Source organism: Mesotoga sp. BH458_6_3_2_1, from assembly GCF_003664995.1.
Classification (GTDB): domain Bacteria; phylum Thermotogota; class Thermotogae; order Petrotogales; family Kosmotogaceae; genus Mesotoga.
The window spans coordinates 467,279-485,816 of the sequence record NZ_JFHL01000002.1; the positions used below are offsets into that span (position 1 = coordinate 467,279).

Annotated in this window: 19 protein-coding genes; 13 read left to right on the top strand and 6 right to left on the bottom strand. The window is 44.1% G+C overall.

Annotation, left to right across the window (positions count from 1 at the left end):
• Positions 1-19 precede the first annotated feature (19 nt).
• Positions 20-187 (top strand): hypothetical protein, encoded by a 168-nt coding sequence (locus Y697_RS14545; protein WP_183083683.1) that lies wholly within the window; start codon positions 20-22, stop codon positions 185-187.
• A 15-nt stretch (positions 188-202) separates the two neighbouring features.
• Here Y697_RS14545 and Y697_RS02520 read toward each other — a convergent pair whose 3' ends face one another.
• The gene (locus Y697_RS02520; RefSeq protein WP_121550121.1) at positions 203-1,375 is read right to left on the bottom strand and encodes a sugar MFS transporter; all 1,173 of its coding nucleotides are present in this window, start codon (positions 1,373-1,375) and stop codon (positions 203-205) included.
• A gap of 219 nt (positions 1,376-1,594) precedes the next feature.
• Here Y697_RS02520 and Y697_RS02525 point away from each other — a divergent pair, with 219 nt between their 5' ends.
• Together Y697_RS02525 and Y697_RS02530 are read left to right on the top strand one after the other, a co-directional pair.
• Positions 1,595-2,335 carry an alpha/beta hydrolase gene (locus Y697_RS02525; RefSeq protein ID WP_121550122.1) on the top strand — a complete coding sequence of 247 codons (741 nt, stop codon included), beginning with the start codon at positions 1,595-1,597 and terminating at the stop codon, positions 2,333-2,335.
• A 24-nt stretch (positions 2,336-2,359) separates the two neighbouring features.
• On the top strand, positions 2,360-2,677 hold the full coding sequence (locus Y697_RS02530) for a hypothetical protein (protein ID WP_183083684.1): 318 nt from the start codon (positions 2,360-2,362) through the stop codon (positions 2,675-2,677).
• Between the two features lie 475 nt (positions 2,678-3,152).
• Here the strand turns inward: Y697_RS02530 and Y697_RS02540 are convergent, their stop codons facing one another.
• Complete coding sequence (locus Y697_RS02540) at positions 3,153-4,244, bottom strand: hypothetical protein (protein ID WP_121550125.1); 1,092 nt, start codon at positions 4,242-4,244, stop codon at positions 3,153-3,155.
• A gap of 475 nt (positions 4,245-4,719) precedes the next feature.
• Here Y697_RS02540 and Y697_RS02545 point away from each other — a divergent pair, with 475 nt between their 5' ends.
• Positions 4,720-7,083 carry an ATP-binding cassette domain-containing protein gene (locus Y697_RS02545; protein WP_121550126.1) on the top strand — a complete coding sequence of 788 codons (2,364 nt, stop codon included), beginning with the start codon at positions 4,720-4,722 and terminating at the stop codon, positions 7,081-7,083.
• A gap of 237 nt (positions 7,084-7,320) precedes the next feature.
• Here the strand turns inward: Y697_RS02545 and Y697_RS02550 are convergent, their stop codons facing one another.
• From Y697_RS02550 to Y697_RS02560, 3 genes are all read right to left on the bottom strand, one after another.
• Entirely contained in the window at positions 7,321-7,959 is a 639-nt protein-coding gene (locus Y697_RS02550; protein ID WP_121550127.1) for a hypothetical protein, read from the bottom strand.
• Between the two features lie 3 nt (positions 7,960-7,962).
• Entirely contained in the window at positions 7,963-8,733 is a 771-nt protein-coding gene (locus Y697_RS02555) for a class I SAM-dependent methyltransferase (RefSeq protein WP_121550128.1), read from the bottom strand.
• A gap of 426 nt (positions 8,734-9,159) precedes the next feature.
• A complete protein-coding gene (locus Y697_RS02560; protein WP_121550129.1) occupies positions 9,160-9,933 on the bottom strand; it encodes a hypothetical protein in 774 nt (257 codons plus the stop codon).
• Between the two features lie 157 nt (positions 9,934-10,090).
• On the opposite strand from Y697_RS02560, the gene Y697_RS02565 reads away from it, so the two are divergent.
• The 9 genes from Y697_RS02565 (at position 10,091) to Y697_RS02605 (ending at position 17,636) form a co-directional block, all read left to right on the top strand.
• A complete protein-coding gene (locus Y697_RS02565) occupies positions 10,091-10,891 on the top strand; it encodes a class I SAM-dependent methyltransferase (RefSeq protein WP_121550130.1) in 801 nt (266 codons plus the stop codon).
• Between the two features lie 19 nt (positions 10,892-10,910).
• Positions 10,911-11,408 carry a hypothetical protein gene (locus tag Y697_RS02570; protein WP_121550131.1) on the top strand — a complete coding sequence of 166 codons (498 nt, stop codon included), beginning with the start codon at positions 10,911-10,913 and terminating at the stop codon, positions 11,406-11,408.
• Between the two features lie 89 nt (positions 11,409-11,497).
• Positions 11,498-12,505, top strand: a complete 1,008-nt coding sequence (locus Y697_RS02575) for a threonine synthase (protein ID WP_259462272.1) — start codon at positions 11,498-11,500, stop codon at positions 12,503-12,505.
• A gap of 303 nt (positions 12,506-12,808) precedes the next feature.
• The gene (locus tag Y697_RS02580) at positions 12,809-13,486 is read left to right on the top strand and encodes a zinc metallopeptidase (protein ID WP_121550132.1); all 678 of its coding nucleotides are present in this window, start codon (positions 12,809-12,811) and stop codon (positions 13,484-13,486) included.
• Entirely contained in the window at positions 13,486-14,490 is a 1,005-nt protein-coding gene (locus Y697_RS02585) for a transcription antitermination factor NusB (protein ID WP_121550133.1), read from the top strand. The genes Y697_RS02580 and Y697_RS02585 overlap by 1 nt, the downstream gene beginning before the upstream one ends.
• Complete coding sequence (rlmN, locus tag Y697_RS02590) at positions 14,487-15,506, top strand: 23S rRNA (adenine(2503)-C(2))-methyltransferase RlmN (RefSeq protein WP_121550134.1); 1,020 nt, start codon at positions 14,487-14,489, stop codon at positions 15,504-15,506. Before Y697_RS02585 ends, rlmN begins: the two co-directional genes overlap by 4 nt.
• A gap of 3 nt (positions 15,507-15,509) precedes the next feature.
• A complete protein-coding gene (rsgA, locus tag Y697_RS02595) occupies positions 15,510-16,412 on the top strand; it encodes a ribosome small subunit-dependent GTPase A (RefSeq protein ID WP_121550135.1) in 903 nt (300 codons plus the stop codon).
• Entirely contained in the window at positions 16,405-17,052 is a 648-nt protein-coding gene (gene rpe, locus Y697_RS02600) for a ribulose-phosphate 3-epimerase (RefSeq protein WP_121550136.1), read from the top strand. The genes rsgA and rpe overlap by 8 nt, the downstream gene beginning before the upstream one ends.
• Positions 17,049-17,636, top strand: coding sequence for a non-canonical purine NTP pyrophosphatase (locus tag Y697_RS02605; RefSeq protein ID WP_121550137.1), 588 nt, complete (start codon positions 17,049-17,051; stop codon positions 17,634-17,636). Before rpe ends, Y697_RS02605 begins: the two co-directional genes overlap by 4 nt.
• Here Y697_RS02605 and lgt read toward each other — a convergent pair.
• Entirely contained in the window at positions 17,590-18,477 is an 888-nt protein-coding gene (lgt, locus tag Y697_RS02610; RefSeq protein ID WP_121550138.1) for a prolipoprotein diacylglyceryl transferase, read from the bottom strand. The genes Y697_RS02605 and lgt overlap by 47 nt on opposite strands.
• Positions 18,478-18,538: the final 61 nt, after the last annotated feature.

An 18,538-nucleotide genomic window follows, 5' to 3' on the forward strand; every position in this document is an offset into this window, starting at 1 on the left:
TAGATACGGAGGAGAAATCATGGATATATTCATTCTTGTTCTTGCGATTTTTGGAGGATTGGTTTTTCTGGGTCTTGCAGTTAAGCTGGCCTTTTTTGGACTACGCGTGATTTTCAGTCTCGCTTTTGTTGGGCTCGTTATATTCGCTGTGATCTGGTTGCTATCAAAAATCCTGACCTTGTTCTAGATTTCTTCATCGCTTCTACCTCGGATCTCTGCGCATTCTCTTCCTGTGGATAAGGTTCATACTGAAAAACACTGCAAGAGCGCCTAGAATCTGGCTGGCGATGACCAGCATTCCAAATCTTAGGTTAGTGCTTTCGCTAATGCGGCCGACAAGGAGATTTGTGATCACAACACCAAAAGAGCCAGATGCGGCAAAGATTGAAAGAACGGCCTCGCGATTCTCCCTGTAGCCAGAAACGATTATTGCTTGGAGAGTAGGAAAAGTTCCCGAAAATCCCAAACCCGTTGTGAAGACTCCCAGTGCAAGAACGATCGGATTCTCAGCCAGGAAGGAAAAGGAAAATCCGACAGATGAAATCAAGCCTAGAACGACAAGCGTTCTCTGAAGTCCCACTTTGTCAACCACGAATCCGGTGATTATCCTTCCAACAAACAGACCAAACGCAAGCAAAGATGGTATAAGGCTAGCGATCCTTAATGATATGGATTTCTCTTCATATACAAAAGTGGAAAGCCAAGAGAACAAGCCCATCTCGTAGCCAACGTACAGAAGACCTCCCACAGCGATCAACCAAAAGACAGTGTCTTTGGGAAGAGTCAGTCTTCTTCTCTCAACCGCAGGAGAGGGCTCAACAGATGATTTCTTCCAAACAATCCAGGAAAGAAGACTGATCATAAGAAATAGAGCAGAGGCCAAAAATATCGGAATGTTCCACTTGCTGGTGTCAGTGAGAACCAACGAAACGAATACCGGACCCACAATGCTTCCCAGGGCAAAGAAAGAATAGACCAGATTCAATACTCCGCCAGTCTTCTTAAATGCCAAATATGAAACGCACAGCGCAATGCTAATTTCAGTTATGCCAAGGCCAAACCCGAACAGCAGTCTCCCAGTGAGAAACGTGGAATAACTTCTTGAAATAGCCATGAATACTACAGAAAGAGTTATGCAGCTAATTCCTGTAGCGGCGGTAAGAAATGGACCGAACTTTCTCGAAATGAAAGCAGCAATCAGAACTGCAATTTGGTAGACAAAAGAAGGAAGGCCAAGAACAAGACCGGTCATGTCATGACTCATTTCGAGTTCTACTGCAATTGCGGGCAAGGCACTGTTTATTGACTGAGCCGTGAAACCAATCATGAAGTAGACCAGTGAAGATGCAGCGACAAAAACAGATCTCAACTTCATTGAGTGCCTCCAGAGGTTTTCAAATTCTCTCCAAGAATTCGTTTTGAGCCTTCTTACTGCGAACAGTGTACCACATTAACCTAGCGATACTTGCTACCGGGTTCAGGCACAACACACAAGAGAACTCTCAGAGTATCGCTTACTCTTTGAAAGTGATGCACAACCTCAGTGCATAATGGTAAAAAGGATTATCTGTAGAATGCAAATGGGAGGATAGCCATGAGAAGAGGAAACGCATACTTATGGTTGGTTGTTCTTGGAGCAGCTGTAACAGTATTGACGGTTGGTGTTGCCTACTTCCTATTTCCATATCCGCCGATGGTGGAGGCTCTGCAGGCTCTGAATAGTTCCAATACGGTTTTGTACAGCTTCAAAGACAGAACTCACACATTTTCAACAAGAGAAGAGAGCAAGGTCGGAGTGATTTTCTATCCAGGTGGGCTGGTTGATCCAATAGCATATGCCCCGCTCCTTAGAGAGCTCGCGATGAAAAATCTGTCGGTCTTTCTCGTAGACATGCCACTAGATCTTGCCGTTCTTTCCCCAAACAGTGCGGCTGCCATAATTGAGAGAAATCCAGAAATCAGAGTATGGATTATGGCTGGGCATTCTCTGGGAGGATCTATGGCTGCTAGATTCGCTTCCAAAAATCAGGGAATTGTCTCTGGACTCGTTCTGCTTGCCGCTTATCCGGCCAGTATGGACTCACTATCTGAATCTGATCTACATGTGTTGTCAGTTTATGGCAGCGATGATACAGTCCTCGACAAGGAAGCCCTCGAGAAAGCCAGATCTCTCTTGCCTGAAGATACAAAGTACATCGTGATTGAAGGAGGAAACCACGCTCAGTTCGGTTATTACGGACCACAGAAGGGAGACGGCAAGGCAAGCATCAGCCTTCTTGAACAGCAGAAGATTACGGTGGATGAAATACTTGCGCTTATTGAGCAAATTATGTAGCTTCTCTTTGTTCGATCAGACAAAATGACAGAAAGCATCCGAAGCAGACCTTTGGATTTCCCGGCTAGAGTCGAAGAGGTGACTGTCAGAAAATCCACGACGTCAATACTTCTATGGAGATCAGCCGAAGTAGACAGATTCAGCGGTTTCATCTGTCCAGTATTGATGAAGAAGTATGCAACACAAAGATCACAAGTTAATGTACAGACTCGTACAAGAATGCCGTTCTACACGCCTGATTTGGCTCAGATAATTTCTCTGGCGGCCACTAACATCAGTATTAGAGAAGAAGGCTCCAGAAATCATCAGAGCCTCCTTTACAATGAACTGAAAAAAAGATGATTTCCCGGAACAGGTTACAGGGATTCGTTTTCCCTTGATTTCGTGATCCTTTTAAACTAATCTCTTGCAAGACCTTGTAAAACTGGGAACCACTTCTTCAGGAATCTTGACAATTAAGTTCCTGATTCCTGTTTCTGCCCAGCAATGATTTTCCAGCCTGAGGCCGTCAATAAGAAGTGAGCTGCTTTTGTTTTCCGGAGTTCCATACACAAAGTAGATGAGGAAGAGACCATGGAGAAGCATTAACATCGGGATATATGGTCATGAGCGAGAGGTGGGATTTCTGGGCTTAAGTCTCCATGATTAGGAGAGACGCAAAGTAAGAAACTCAGATTTACTTGAAGAAAATCCGGGTTCTTATGTAAAGACTCATTAGAAACCAGTGTTTGCATTCAATGGAAGCCAAATTTTGAATTGCAGAAATGTTCTACGTTGTTCTTATCAGGCATTTCTAACAAATCATTCTAACAGTTGACTAAAATTCTACAGACATCCAGAAGGCCTGTCTTCCAAAGTCGTCGTCAGATATTGTGCCGACTACAAGAAACCGACCGGAGCTAATCCTTGTGAACGAGTGCGGCTCGAAAGAATTGACTTCAAAGGATCTTTCGTCCAAGATTTCTCCTCTGTCACCAATTCTAACTAGGCCAAAACCCTCCTCGGAAACTGTTACATAAGAGAGAAGAACGATAAACTCCCCGCCATCTCTCTGAATAGACAATGCTGCCGGGAATTTCTCGCTTAACCGAGTCTCTTCTATCAACTCACCTGCCAAGTCAAGTTTCACCAGATATCCCACCCCAGAAAAATCGCTTGCAGTAACGGCAACAAGGTATCCGTCACCAGTTTCAGCTGCGGCTCTTCCTTCAAGACTAAGGGAATCTGCCTTTCCGATTTCTTTTTGCCACAAAGTTTTGCCGTTAGGATCAAGGACGGCAACCCACAGGAACTCGTGATCTTCAATCCAGCTGTAGCCGGTAGAAAGGAGATTGTAATCGGAAGTCTCAATTATGTCCATCGCCCCGTCAAAGCTTTCACCTCCGAAGTCTCTTTCCCAAAGAAGTCTTCCTTCGAGGTCAATCTTCAGCAAACTTGCTTGAAGGTATTTCTTATCCGTCATGCACTGACCTGCAATGACAAAAGCGCCTCCCGAATATACAGCTGTCCAGGGAGAATAATTCGAGTACTTCCCGTAGTTGTTTTGCCAGACGAGGCGTCCCTGTTCATCTACAAGCGTAGCCATCAGCCTGGCATCACCACTAGCCTCTACTCGGGACAAAAGGAGAGCAAGTCCATCATCTGTGATTGCGATGCACCTTCCAATGTCGTCTGCTGGGGTGCCATATTCCCTTGTCCACAGAATCTGACCGTTGAGATCAGTCTTGACAACAAGCGTTTCAATGTATGGTTCATCGTAGTGTTCAGAAAAGCCGATCATCAAGAATCCGTCAGATGCACTGACCACGTCGAAAAGTCCTTCTGCCCTTTCACCGCCAAAACTTCCCGAAAAGGCAATGACCATACATACCACAGTCACTACAGTCGATACAGAAACAATCCTTCTCATCCTTCGCCTCCAGCTAGCTGTTGATTCTGCTTGATTTATCTATTTGGCAAATCTGAAAGTGCTTCAAGAGTTGGATTCTCAATCGTTTATTCATCATTATAATACAGGTACGAATCGTGTCGTTCCAAGTTATTCTCGTAATTTGCTTCTAATTTTCTTAGTGGGAATAACTAGTTCTTCAGATGAAAGCTGGGTAAAATGCTTGCGGATTTGTTGATGCCGCAAAGTTTCGGCTCAAGCTCCACACGGTGGAGTCTGACAGTTCCTTTCCATTTCTTTTTTTGGAGAGATCCGGAAATGATCCTGGTGATTTTCGGATCTATTCTTTTCTCACTCAAGGCCTCAAAGGACCATTGCAAAAGTATCTTAGAATGAGTATTTTAGTTTAAATGCAAAAAGGTTTCTCGATTGATGTATCTGAGTAATATAATCTCTGTATAACCTGTTGATTCTCATTTCAGAGGGTGATGCACAGATGCTTCAGCTGGAGAAAGTATCGAAAATATACGAAACAGGCGAATTTGTACAGACGGCACTTAACGAAGTCTCGATTTGTTTTTCTAAGAACGAGTTTGTCGCGATTCTTGGACCCAGTGGCTCTGGCAAGACCACCCTTTTGAACATAATAGGTGGACTCGACAGATGCTATCATGGAGATCTTGTTATAAATGGAAAGTCGGCAGAGGAATTCACTGACTGGGAACTTGATGCATATAGAAACAAGAGTATCGGGTTTGTCTTTCAAAGCTTCAACTTGATTCCACACCTCAGCATTCTGGACAACATCCAGATGGGAATGATACTGGGCGGTGTTCATCCTTTAGAGAGAAATAAGAAAGCGATGAACCTGCTAGAAGGAGTGGGTTTGTCTGATCAGGCGAATAAGAAACCCAATCAGCTTTCTAACGGACAGATGCAGAGAGTGGCTATTGCTAGAGCTCTTGCCAACAATCCAGACATCGTTCTTGCGGACGAACCTACAGGTTCTCTAGATTCTCAGACCGGTGAGCAGACGATAGAGCTCATAAGAGAGATGGCGGTGAATAAGCTGGTGATTATGGTCACTCATAACGAGGAGATCGCGAAGAGATTTGCAGATAGAGTGATCATACTTCGTGACGGTTACATTGCTTCCGATAACAGAGTTGTGAACGAACCCGATCCGCGCTCGGAGCTCGAGATTAAGAAGACACGAATGAGTTATCCTACGGCGCTAAAGCTCTCGGCTACCAATATTCTAACGAAGAAATGGCGTACTGCGCTTACAGTTCTAGCTTCAAGCATAGGTATCGTGGGAATCTTTCTTGTTCTATCACTATCAAGTGGTTTCGGGAGACAATTGGCGGATTTCGAATCACAGACTTTATCGACTTTCCCAATAATGGTCAGTCAGACGACTGTAGATATTGATTCTCGGAATTTCCAACGCTTCGAATCCGAAATGAGCCTTTCTGATGCTGAAGAGTTGTTTATCTATCCTTATGATACTAGTGACGAGGTTCTGATTCATAACAACAATTTGTCCGACGAGTATCTTGAGTATGTTGAAAGCATAAATCCGAAGCTTCTTTCGGGATTCACATATACTCGACACGTTAACATGAATCTTGTTGCTGGATACGGAGAGATGGCAAAGACGATTGATCAGACTCATGTTAACTTCACCTCCTATCCTGAGAATCTGGATTCAGAAAGTCCAGGTTATCTGGAGAGTAACTTTGATCTGGTTGCAGGCTCCTTCCCGAAAAAACCTACAGATCTCGTAATGATTGTCAAGCAAGATAACAGAGTATCCAAGGGGATTCTGCAGGCGTTGGGCGTAGATTATGACAGAGGAATAATCGCTGTTGAAGACATAGTTGGATTAAAAATCAAGGCAATCAGTAACAATGATTTCTACGTGAAGGACGGAATGCGCTTCTCACCAAAGTCGTCAATGAGCGATCTGATGGAGCTTTACTATGGTGAAGTCGGAATACTTCTTGAGATTTCTGGAATTATTAGGGCGAAGGAGCAAATTAAGTTTTCCGTTCTGAACGAGGGGTTAGCGTATTCTGATCGCCTTGCTAAGATGTTTATAGAAGATGCAATGAAATCGGAGATTGTGAAGGCGCAGAAGGAGTTCTATGTGAACATCCTAACCGGAGAGCAGTTTGCTTCGGATCTCTTCAACGTTCTTTCGGTTATCCCTCCAGATATCACATCCAGGTTAATCGGAGGTATCACTCTTCCGGTAACCAAGAGGAACACTCTTCAGAAGCTAGGGGCGTTTGAAACACCAGTTTCGGTTGTGCTTTATCCAAAGGACTTTAAATCAAAGCAGAAGGTTCTCGAGTATCTTGATGCCTGGAACGAAGGCAAGAGTGATGAGGAAACAGTAATTTACATAGATCTTGCTTCTACTATAACGAGATTACTTGACGGTGTACTTAGCGCCTCGACGATTGTTCTCTTGGCCTTCGCCTTGATTTCTCTCGCGGTTTCTCTGATTATGATAGGTATAATTACTTACATTTCGGTGACCGAAAGAACCAAGGAGATAGGTATACTAAGGGCGCTGGGCGCGAGGAAAATAGATGTTACCAGGGTCTTCAATGCCGAAAACTTTATAATTGGGACATTCTCAGGGATTTTGGGCATATTTATCGCCTCCTTGTTGATTCTGCCAATGAACTCAATAATTGAAAGAATGACTGGCTTACCAGATGTTGCGTATCTTAATCCCCTAATTGCCCTGGGTCTAGCAGGTGCAAGCGTAATACTTACGATTTTGGGTGGACTGATTCCCGCGAAGATGGCTGCCAGGAAGGACCCCGTTGAAGCTTTGAGAAGTGAATAGAGTCTAGTAGGTCTGGCTATTTCTTTAATAATTGTTCAGTAGCTGTGCAAATTGAAAGACTCTTCGCCACGACGTCGCAGGGTTTCCGAACAGGCGGAGACAACTCCTGTTCAGCAAGTTGTTTGAACACAATACTGGAAGAAATGAAGGAGAGCCCATCGCAGAACAGCCTCCCGATCCGTCCTTTTACTTCCCCGTGCGGCTACTGCTGTAACGTGTCTTCACAATGGGCCGAAATCATGATCCGGGAATATATAGATTGAAAACGCTCGTAATATTCGCAACTTCAACTGCGGGCATTTTAGAAATCTTGCCGGAGTCGAATCCAAAAAAGATTAGGTACACCGATTCTGGTGCCCCAGTTCTTACATAAGCATCTTTTCCAACGATCACAGTGTACTTCGTCTCTATCTCTGGATTCTTGAAGTAGTAGAATTTCTCTTGGGATAGACCCGGCGCGAAATTCTTCTGAAAGAAATATGCGGAGTCTGACGAGGTTTTCTTCATCCCAACCCAAATATCTTTCGTTCCCGTCACAAAAACCCTGAAGTACGGTCTATCCTTCGCATTTTGCGCTTCCGTAATAATCGCTTCGAGATCTACAGCGGTGTTCGAAAGATAGTTCTTCGCGATGATATACTGCTCAAGAGCCCCGCCCGATCCAAGAAGTCTTTCAACGCTTGTAAGCTTTGCCTTGAAGTCTTCTTCTATTGCTTCAAGCTCTTCATCATATTGTCTGCGCATCTGCGCAAGTTCGGCTTTCATCTGACCGACCCTGTTAACTGCTATCAATGAAAACAGAAAACCGATTATGGCAGCCATTATCAAAAAGAGACCAATAGCAAGCGCTGGAGAGGTTCGCCGTTTCTTAGCCATTCTCTACCTCTTTTTCCCGCAAAAGAAGAGATGCTCTGAACGAGCAAAGGTCTCGCGGTTCCTACAATATTTATGTTCCCAGTCTGCAGCTACACTAATTCCGGCAGCCAGAGCATGTTCGTCGTAAGGATAAAAGGCAACTATCGATGCAATGTCAACAAGATCAAACCCTGTCTCGTCAAGAAAGGATTCAATTTCGTTTGAAAAGTAGGGTCTTGTAATAAAGCGTTTGTTGCTTACCGATCCGTCACCTATAGGGATTTCGCCTCGCTCTATTAGTCTCTTCGCCATCGAATATTCTCCCCTTGAAAGAAAGTCATGTAGGAAAGCCCATGCGTTGTCAACTGTCGCCAAAAGCGAGCCACCAGTTTTGAGTACCCTATGTGACTCATTGAGCACCTTGATTGGGTCCTTTGCATACGAAAGAAGATCACCCATTGCAAGAACGATATCGAAACCCTCATTCTCAAATGGTAGATTCTCAGCATTAGAATGAATGAATGCTATTCTGAGATCTGCAATATCTGCCTTCATTGAAGCAACCTTCAACATTTCCTTTGCAAGATCAACGGCAACAACTTCGTGATCCTTCTCGGCGAGATGAAGAGCCCACTTTCCCGTTCCGGTCCCGAGATCAAGAACCTTGCCCGCCGTTTTCACATGATCTTCAATAAGCTTCTCAACTACGACGTGATAGAGCTTCCAGTAAGCTTCTTCATACATGTAGTCATATCTGCCAGCAATTTCATTGTAATATTCCCAAGATTCCCTCAAACCTTAGCACCTCACAAGAGAAGTAGATAATCTTAAGGAAGCAACTAACTATAGTATAATACATAATCCGGATGGGATTCAGATGGTATGTCTTAGGAAGAAGTGCTCTTGGAAGTTGGTATGAGATTGTTTTGATGAACCTTTTCGCCCAATCTAACTGGTAAGAAAGGCATTTGATGAAAGACTGTACGATGATAAGACAGAAGGGTTTTCAGTAAGATATATTTCTTTTTCGAGTAACGTCAATGCGCAGAAGGATCAAATTTCGGAAATTGCTTTACTTGATTATTTTGAAGAATTGGTTCTACCATTGGAGAGAAACGATTCATTGAAAGGACAGTTCTGAGATTGGTTGAATCAAGTCACTGTTTATGGAAGATGAAGAGCTAGAACTGGAGTCTCGGCTCCTGAAATGGACCCGGAGCGTTACTGTGCAGGAGGTTTCTTCTTTTCGAAGAACTCTCCCAGCTTTTCACCCATGTTTTTCATGAACGTGTTGATATCTCCAGACTTCCTCAAGTATGACCAGAACAGCAGGATACCTATTGTAGCGCCAATGTTGTTGTAAATCAAATCAATCATTGTGTCATCTAGGCTGTTCTCTTGAGCCATTCTATAACCGGGATAGCCACCGAAAATTTTGTCTGAAACGAACTCTCCAATCTCCCAGAATACGCCTGCCATATTGACAATAGCAATGCCGGAAAGCCAGACTTTCCATTTAATTGCCTTGGGAGGAAGATTCGACCACGCTATTGCTGAACCGAAAATAAACGGAAAGAGTGAAAATCCTCCCCAAAATCCCCCAAAGACGTGAAGAAGGTCATCGAAAAGGGCGAAATTGTTGTAGAAACCAAGCCACATTCCAAAGAAACTGTGCAATACGAGATGTAGTAATGTGAGAAACCGGGTCTCTTCGAACATTGGGACACCGGTAATCCCTTGAAATATCCATGTTGCATACCCAAGAAATGCCATAACGATATACCCAATCATATGAGGTAAATTGAAATCTCCAATTGATGCAAAAGCTGGCACAAACAGAAGAAGAGAACAGACGATATTTAGCCATTTGAGGCTCTTGTAGATTTTGACATTGCTTGTGAGCAGCGACTTATTAATCGTCGGTTTATCGATTAGCGTTTCGCCGAAACTTCGTGCGTATGCGCTTAGGATTTCTATCACATTCTTTGCAGTCACTTCCAGCCCCCAGTGATTTTCTTCTTTTCAATTATACACAAGTTCTAAAACACACTTTCTGAGAACGCAAACAAGAAAACTCAATAGAGAAACACACAGCGGATTCTGGTGTCGCTTTGTCAAACTCATTTGCTAGACTATTTGAGAGGTGAAATTGTTGAGAGAAAGAAAAGGCTTTGATTTTGACGAAGTGGCAATGACATATTCACAGTACAGATATCCCAACGAAAAACTGGTAGAGCATATTTTCAACAGAGTCAGGTATGCCGACAGAATTCTGGAAGTTGGCTGTGGCACTGCTGATTACTTGAGTATACTTTCGGAACTTCTTCACGCGCGTGGATTTGGGTTTGACATCAGCCCTTCAATGATTCTGAAGGGCACAAGGAAGAATCACAGAGTTGAGTTGAAGGTTGCCGATGCTGATCAGCCCTTTCTGTATGAAGATGCTCAGTTTGATTTCGTCTTTAATGTTAATCTTGTTCATTACATTGCCAATCTGGAGAGCCTCTTCGAAGAGAGTTTTAGAGTGCTGCAAAATGATGGAAGCGTGCTGACAGTTACCGATTCCTGCCAGGATATTGGTGAAAGAACGCTAACTCACTATTTCCCTGAAACACTTGAGATAGACAGGGCCAGATATCCCGGAAATTCGTCTATAACGTGTGCGATGAAGAAGGCGGGATTTGAAGGAATATACACTACAAAAGTCAAGACGACTTTCGAATTCAAGAAGAGACATTTTGAGCAGTACAGAAGCAAGGCATATTCTGCACTAAGATTAATGTCAGAGAAAGGGTTCATAGAAGGGATGAAGAGGCTTGAAGAGGACATGAAACACGGTCTCGTTATCGGGAAGAAAGCTTACACTCAGATCTGGGGTATAAAGATAGCTAAGAGGGATTTCGATCTACCCACAATCTTTGCTGTAGGCTTCAATGGAGAAAGTTCTAGATAAAAACCTTAGGAGGTGTGTGGTGAAAAAACTACTGTTGATTTCGTTGATTTTGATTCTTGGAGTTTCAGGTTTTTCTGTTGCAATCAGCGTCGGAATTGGCTTCAATCTTGATATGTCCTCCGGTTCGGTCGTGACACCCTTTTTTCTAAATTTTGCGGCAGGGATACCCCTGATACAGGGTGTAATTCATTCTTACCTCTTCTCGTTCAACTGGTCAAGCCTTGTGGTTAAAGGGTTCAGCATCCCTGAACATACGTACTTAGGGGTTCAGACGAGAATCCCGGTATACAAGAGTCTTTACGTAAAGGGGCAGCTTTTCTGGTCCCTGAACCACATCTTTGCTGTTGCGGGTGGAGATCGAGCGATCGCAGGCACTCCTCTGTATTCAAGAATAGGATTTGGAAGCTATTTCTCAAGAGTCGGACTGGATGCTGGCTTTGATGGATACTGGCAGCTAGATCCACGCAGTACTGTTCCTTTTGCCAGGCCATATATATCTGTGGACTACACCTTCTGACATTGGCTTCCTTCGTTTGCTCTCAATGCGGGTGCAAGTATCCCGCTGAATCGAAGAACTTCAGATGCGAGTGTGGAGGCGTCTTCGATTTGGAATACGATTCGTCCTTTCCTGTTGAGGAGATAGAAAAACGCACTCCCACTATGTGGCGTTATCGGGAGGCCCTTCCAATAGAGCATGATCGGTTCATCATATCTATGTCGGAAGGATTCACCCCATTGATCGAAGAGGAAATATGCAGACGTAAAGTGTTGATTAAGCAGGACTATCTCTTTCCTACAGGTTCCTATAAAGATAGAGGGGCAAGCGTGCTAGTAAGCTATGCCAAAGAGCACTCAATTGAATCAGTTGTCGAGGATTCGTCGGGAAATGCTGGATGTTCGATTTCAGCCTATTCTGCCAGGGCAGGCATATCTTGTGAGATATTCGTTCCCGAAGGGACTTCAGCGAGAAAACTAGATCAAATCAGTGCATATGGTGCCAGATTAAGGTTAGTTAGGGGTTCCAGAGAAGACACTGCGAGATCCATTCTTGGGAGTGCGTATGAAAGTTTCTACGCAAGTCATACTTACAATCCGGTCTTTCTTCACGGTACAAAGACCTTTTCTTTCGAGATTTGCGAACAACTTGGCTGGAAGGGCCCAGATACGATTGTTCTTCCTGTGGGAAACGGTACCTTATTACTTGGAGCGTCGATCGGGTTTCACGAAATGAAATCTGCGAGAATAATCGACAATATTCCGAAGATAATTGCAGTACAGTCAGAGAACTGTTCTCCACTTGTGCAAGCGTTTAATAGAAGGCTGGAGCAACCAGAGGATGTGGAAACAAAGTCTACGGTTGCTGAGGGAATTGCAATTGAAAGACCGGTAAGAGGGTCCCAAATACTTAGAGCAGTTCGAGATAGTGGTGGACTGTTTCTTAGTGTCTCAGAAATGGAAATAATTGAGGCCCGTAACGAAATGTCTAGACGAGGTCATTTTTTGGAACCAACTGCTGCAGCGACAATAGCGGGACTGAAGAAGTACATAGCCTTCTCAGATCCTGGTGAGTGTATCATCTCTGTGTTCACGGGACACGGCTTAAAAACAGGATGAGACCAATACAGGCCTTACGCCCACAGAAGGCTAGAGAACTTAGGTTTTCCTCTTTGGCAGACAAACCATTCTTCGATTGACCATAGCTGTTGCTCTTAATTCTTGAAGGTCATCAAGATGGAACTATTGCTCGAGGAATTGAAGGTCTTGAGATCCCGTTGGTGTATGCAGCCAGACAGATCAAAGCTAACTGGTAATTTCAGAAGTCTTTCTGCCAAATGAGTCTTTGACTTGAAGCGCTGCCTATATTGCGTTGACCATCTTACTCACGGGTTATATAATCGTAAGTAGGAGGTGGTTAAGTTGTTTTGGGATCCAACGTTCATTATACTTATTCCAGCAATTATCCTGGCAGCTTGCGCCCAGTTTCTTGTTAGCTCGCGGTTTTCTCAGTATTCGAAAGTTAGGTCTACCTTCGGTTTTAACGGCACTCAGTTAGCCAGACAGCTTCTTGACAACGCGGGGCTTTACGACATTAAGATAGAAAGAATAAGAGGCAATCTCACTGATCACTATGATCCTAAGAAGAGGGTTGTACGATTATCGGATGCAACTCACAACAGCACATCAATAGCGGCCTTAGGAGTAGTCGCACATGAAATTGGCCACGCCATTCAAGACAAAGAAAAGTACGCTCCGCTGGTTGTTCGCAATGCAGTAGTACCTGTTGCACAGATAGGCTCTTCCCTCTCCTGGATTATCTTCATTATTGGGCTTCTTATGGTATCACCGATTCTAATCAGAATTGGAATCGTTGTCTTCTCGGCCTTTGTGTTTTTTACGCTGGTAACACTACCGGTAGAGTTCAATGCGAGTTCCAGAGCTAAGAAGCTCCTCGCTTCAATGGGAATGCCTTCGAAAGAGCTGAAAGGAGTAAGCTCCGTTCTAGGAGCAGCCGCGATGACGTATGTTGCATCTGCCGCCACTTCGATTCTTCAGTTGCTCAGAATGTTGGTGTTGTCGGGTGCTGGAAGAGATTGATGCAGGATGCTCGTTCGATAGCGCTGCAAACTTTGTCTTTCTTTGATGCAAACGGGTACATTTCTTTCAAGAAGGTGGAGATGGCTCTCTCCACGCTTTCTTCAAAAGACCGCTCTTTCTGTATAAACTTGATCTACGGAATTCTAAGAAAGAGAATCAGAATCGACTATGAGCTTGCCCGCTTTTTGAGGAAGCCCAGCAAAGTTCCAGTAGCGGTGAGAAATGTCTTGAGGATGGGGGTATTCCAGATCCAGTTTCTGGACAGTGTGCCTGAATACGCCTCAATAGACTCTTCGGTAAGTCTAGTAGGCGTAAAGGAGTTCAAAGGACTTGTGAATGCAGTTCTCAGAAAAATCGCTGATTCTGGCCCGTCGAAAGATCAACCGTTAAATGTCACCTATTCTCATCCGGAGTGGCTTGTGAATTATTGGAGAGATGTAGAGTGGATCGAAAGTCTGGAAGAGCTTCTTGAGTATAACCAAACACCTCCAGTACAGACAGTTATTGCCTCTGGCCGACAAGATGAACTTGTCGAAAAGGGTTTTATCTTCGACATGAGCCAGTACTCGGATCTTCTCAATATCTTTCAAAGAGGCGATCCCTCATACAAGCCTGAAAGCGTTGATGAGGTTGAGTATATCCTTTCGGGACTGGGCGTCCCAGTAGCAAAGCATAGCGGCACCCTTACGGGAAGAATAAATTCCATGCCTTGGCTATTACATTCTCTGAGTCTCAGTGCCTTTACAGAGGCTTTTCAGAAGGCGAAGGAGTTACTGAGTAGCTTCGCGAAAGAACACGATGATTTCATTTACTATAGCCAATCAATGACCGAAGAGGAGAACAATAGAGCTCTAAATTCTCTTAGTGAATTTGAACCGGTTGAAATGGAAGAGTTCTTTAAGAAACGGAGAATTGCCGCTGTATTCGATGGAAGTGGTTACTGGCTACAACCATCGAAAGCGCCACTTGTTGGTTATGTGGCCAGGATTAGGAGAGCAAGATGAAAGATATTCTTTCCCTTGGTCTTGACGAGATGAGAGGTCTGCTGCTTTCTAAAGAAGAAGCTGCTTTCAGAGCTGACCAGATCTTTAACTGGGTTTACAAGAAAAGAACTCTGGACTTTTCAGAAATGACGAATCTTCCCAAGGCTCTTCGAGGAGAACTGCCAGGATTACTGTACTTCTCGGCAATGAGGGCAGTTGAAAAGCAGTTTTCGAAAGACGGTACCGAAAAGTACTTGTGGAAACTCAAAGATGGGAATCAGATTGAGTCTGTTGTCTTGAGGCATCCGGGACATGTTACTTTCTGTATCTCTTCTCAAGTAGGTTGTGCTTTGAACTGCTCCTTCTGCGCAACGGGAGCGGGAGGTTTTTCTAGGAACCTCTCGACCGGTGAAATTGTCTCTCAAGTGATCCACATGGAAAGAGCTATTCATGGACCCGTAGACAACATTGTCTTCATGGGAATGGGTGAGCCCTTTCTCAATGAGAACAGTGTATATAAGGCAATCAATATCCTTCACGATCCCAGAGGTAGAAACCTTGGCTTCCGGCATTTCACAATATCCACTGCAGGAATACCGGAAGGGATAAAGAGGCTTGCGGATTCAGAGATAGATATCAGGCTTTCAGTTTCACTCCACAGTGCCAAAGATGAGTTAAGAAGCTCATTGATGCCAGTAAATAGGATACATTCATTAGATTCGCTGAGAGAAGCACTTGTGTATTATCAACAGAAGACTGGAAACAGAATTACCTTTGAATATGCCTTGATAAGTGGAGTGAACGACACAGCCGGAGATGTTGAACAACTTATCAAATACCTTCGAGGAATCAAGTCTTTTATAAATATAATACCTGTGAACCCTGTCAATCCGAACTTCGAAAGACCTACAGATCAGAAAGTTGTAGATTTCGAGGAAAGATTGAAGGCTGTCGGATTTGAGAGCGCAGTGAGACATGAGAAGGGCACGGACATTGATGCCGCTTGTGGCCAGTTAAGGCAGAGAAGAAGGGGGTAAGGCTTGGAAAGACGAAAAGGAGTAGTAGTTAGATTTGGAAGCAGGAATATGGAAGTGGTGGACAACGAGACAGGTGGGAGGCTTTTGTGCACGATGCCAGGTCGGTTTAGGATGCAAGGGATTAGACCAATTGTCGGTGACCGAGTTGAATACTCTCTAAGCGGTAACGGCCAGGGTCGGATAGAAAGTATTCTCACAAGAGAAACTGAGCTTCTGAGACCGAGGATTTCCAATATAGAGCAGATACTCCTGGTGCTTTCCCTCAGAGAACCTGCCGTTCAAAATGTGATTACGGACCGATTTCTTGTTTTGGCTGAATATGCGAAGCTGCCAGTTGTTGTAGTCATTAACAAGATCGATCTGCTTGCTGACGACGAAATAAAGGAGTTCAGTGAAATCTACGGTGAGTATTACAACATTCATCAGGTCTCTTCGAAGAAGGAGATTAACATAAATCAATTGCGCGATATTCTGAAAGGCAAGATAAGCGTGATGGCTGGAATGTCTGGTGTCGGAAAGAGCAGTCTGTTGAATACGCTTAATCCAGGTCTGAAGTTGAGAGTGTCGGAAATATCTCGAGGTCTTGAGAGAGGGCGACATACTACTTCCTACGTGGAATTGCTTCAGTTCGATTTCGGAGGGTTAATTGCCGATACACCTGGTTTTGCAAATCTCGAATTGCCTGAAATAGAGCCAGACTGCCTAAAGAGGTATTTTCCGGAGATTGATCAGGAAAGCGGAATGTGTGCTTTTTCCGACTGCGTCCACATCGATGAACCTGGGTGCTACGTTAAGGAGCTGATAAAAGCAGGGAACATCCACGAAAGTCGGTATGAAAGTTACTTGAGTATGTATAATGAATTGAAGGAAAGAGAAAGGGAGAAGGGAGGAAAGAAGTATGGCTAAGATATCTCCCTCTATTCTTGCTGCTGACTTGACCAATCTAGCCTGCGAAGTAAGTAAAGTACGAAAAGCAGATTTTCTGCATATAGATGTAATGGATGGGATGTTCGTCCCTAATATAACTTTCGGAGTACCGATTATGGAGGCGCTGGGTAGGTTGAGTCATCCACCACTGGACGTTCACTTAATGATAGAGGAACCTTCGAGATATGTGAGAGAATATGCAGAACTTGGCGCAAAGAATCTTCATGTTCACGTGGAGGGCAACTATCATCTTCACAGGCTGCTGGGACAGATAAAGGAGTATGGAGCCAATGCTTTCATAGTCTTGAACCCGTCAACACCCGTTTCCTGGCTTGAAGAAGTTCTTCCTTTTGCTGACGGTGTGCTGGTTATGACCGTAAACCCTGGCTACACAGGTCAACGATTTATTCCGGAAGCTGCAAGAAAAATTGAATCGCTCGATCGCATTCGCTGTGAGAAAGGGTTTGACTTCGAAATTGCAGTTGATGGTGGTGTAAGCCTCGACAATGCGAAAGAGCTTGTTAGTAAAGGCGCTGATATCCTCATCATGGGAGCAGCGGTATTCAGATCAGATTCTCCATCAATAGTTGTTGATAGGATCAAGGAGTTAAGAAGGTGAAGCTGTATCTGGTTACTTCCAATGAAAACAAGCTTAGGGAGATCAGCCTACTGCTTCCCGATGGAATCGAGCTTGAGTCTATTGAGGCCGTGGCGTCCCACAGAGATATTATTGAAGATTCGCCGACCTTTCTCGGAAACTCGGTGAAGAAGATTGAAGCATATATGGATCTTGGAGTACCTCTTCTAGCTGATGATTCAGGACTTGTGATAGATTCCCTTGGGGGTTTTCCAGGAGTGAACTCTGCCAGGTTCATGGAAGGTAGTAGTTATTTTGGGAAGATGAGTGCCATACTTGACCGGATGGAAAATGAACAAGAGAGGACCGCGAGATTCATCTGCGCAGCCCTCTTCTATGATCCTTCGAATCATTCGTTGCTTGGTGTTGAAGGAAAAGTTGATGGAACAATAGCCAAAGGAATTTCAGGAACCGGAGGTTTCGGCTACGATCCGATATTCATCCCCCAAGGCTATTCTGATACATTCGCCGTTCTCGGTGACTCGGTAAAGGGAAGACTCTCTCATAGAGCCACTGCCTTTAGGAGGCTTTTTTCACTGGTTTGCCTTTGTAAAGAGAAAGCATAAAGAGAGTGATTCCGGCGAACAAAAGAACCACCGAAACAACTTGGGCAGTTCTGACATCCGTCTTTCCTATATACAAACTATCTAGTCTCAACCCTTCGACAAAGAATCTCACGATCGAGTAAAAGATCATGTATAGTGCCGTGACCTCACCAAAATTTCTTCTCTTTCCCAGATACCAGTACAGAAATGAAAATATGACTATATTTGCAAGGCTCTCGTATAGAAAGGTCGGATGAAAGTAATCGTATCCCGAATAACCGGGCATACGATATCTCAAAGGAACGAACATTCTCCACGGAAGATCAGTCGGTGAACCGTAGGCCTCGTAATTGAGGAAATTACCCCAGCGACCTATGGCCTGAGCTAAAGGCAACACGGCCGTGAAGATATCTGTAACCTGAAGAAATCTCAGTTCTGCTTTTTTCCTCAGCTTGACGTAAAGGAACGTGACAATCAGAGCTGCGAAAAAAGCCCCATGAATTGCTAGTCCTCCATCCCAGGTTCTGAAAATGCTCCAGAAATCCCCTTTATAAAGCTCATAGTTGAAGACAACATAGTAGATTCTGGCGCCCAACACCCCAAAGATTATGCCAATGAAGACTCCCTCAATCATGTAATCTTCCTTTATTCCTTCTTTGAGGCCCTGATGCCTTCCAAGAATATAGGCAACGATTATTCCTGTTGCAATCATCACTCCATACCATCTGATTGAAAAGGGGCCGAGACTTTCTACAATGACAGGATTTAGTATCAGTTTGCCGCTGAATACAGCTCTCAAAAAGAAAAACAGCGCAACTGCAGAGGCTGCAGCCACTGATATTAGAACGACTCTTTTCTTCATATCAACCCCCTCTTATGACTCGCATAAACGTTTCGTACACGATAGATCTCCAATCACAAAA

Bases quoted from the DNA above. Each gene is read 5' to 3' on its own strand.
- Y697_RS14545 (WP_183083683.1), top strand. From the start codon at position 20: ATGGATATATTCATTCTTGTTCTTGCGATTTTTGGAGGATTGGTTTTT.
- Y697_RS02520 (WP_121550121.1), bottom strand. From the start codon at position 1,375: ATGAAGTTGAGATCTGTTTTTGTCGCTGCATCTTCACTGGTCTACTTC.
- Y697_RS02525 (WP_121550122.1), top strand. From the start codon at position 1,595: ATGAGAAGAGGAAACGCATACTTATGGTTGGTTGTTCTTGGAGCAGCT.
- Y697_RS02530 (WP_183083684.1), top strand. From the start codon at position 2,360: ATGACAGAAAGCATCCGAAGCAGACCTTTGGATTTCCCGGCTAGAGTC.
- Y697_RS02540 (WP_121550125.1), bottom strand. From the start codon at position 4,244: ATGAGAAGGATTGTTTCTGTATCGACTGTAGTGACTGTGGTATGTATG.
- Y697_RS02545 (WP_121550126.1), top strand. From the start codon at position 4,720: ATGCTTCAGCTGGAGAAAGTATCGAAAATATACGAAACAGGCGAATTT.
- Y697_RS02550 (WP_121550127.1), bottom strand. From the start codon at position 7,959: ATGGCTAAGAAACGGCGAACCTCTCCAGCGCTTGCTATTGGTCTCTTT.
- Y697_RS02585 (WP_121550133.1), top strand. From the start codon at position 13,486: ATGCAGGATGCTCGTTCGATAGCGCTGCAAACTTTGTCTTTCTTTGAT.
- rlmN (WP_121550134.1), top strand. From the start codon at position 14,487: ATGAAAGATATTCTTTCCCTTGGTCTTGACGAGATGAGAGGTCTGCTG.
- rpe (WP_121550136.1), top strand. From the start codon at position 16,405: ATGGCTAAGATATCTCCCTCTATTCTTGCTGCTGACTTGACCAATCTA.
- lgt (WP_121550138.1), bottom strand. From the start codon at position 18,477: ATGAAGAAAAGAGTCGTTCTAATATCAGTGGCTGCAGCCTCTGCAGTT.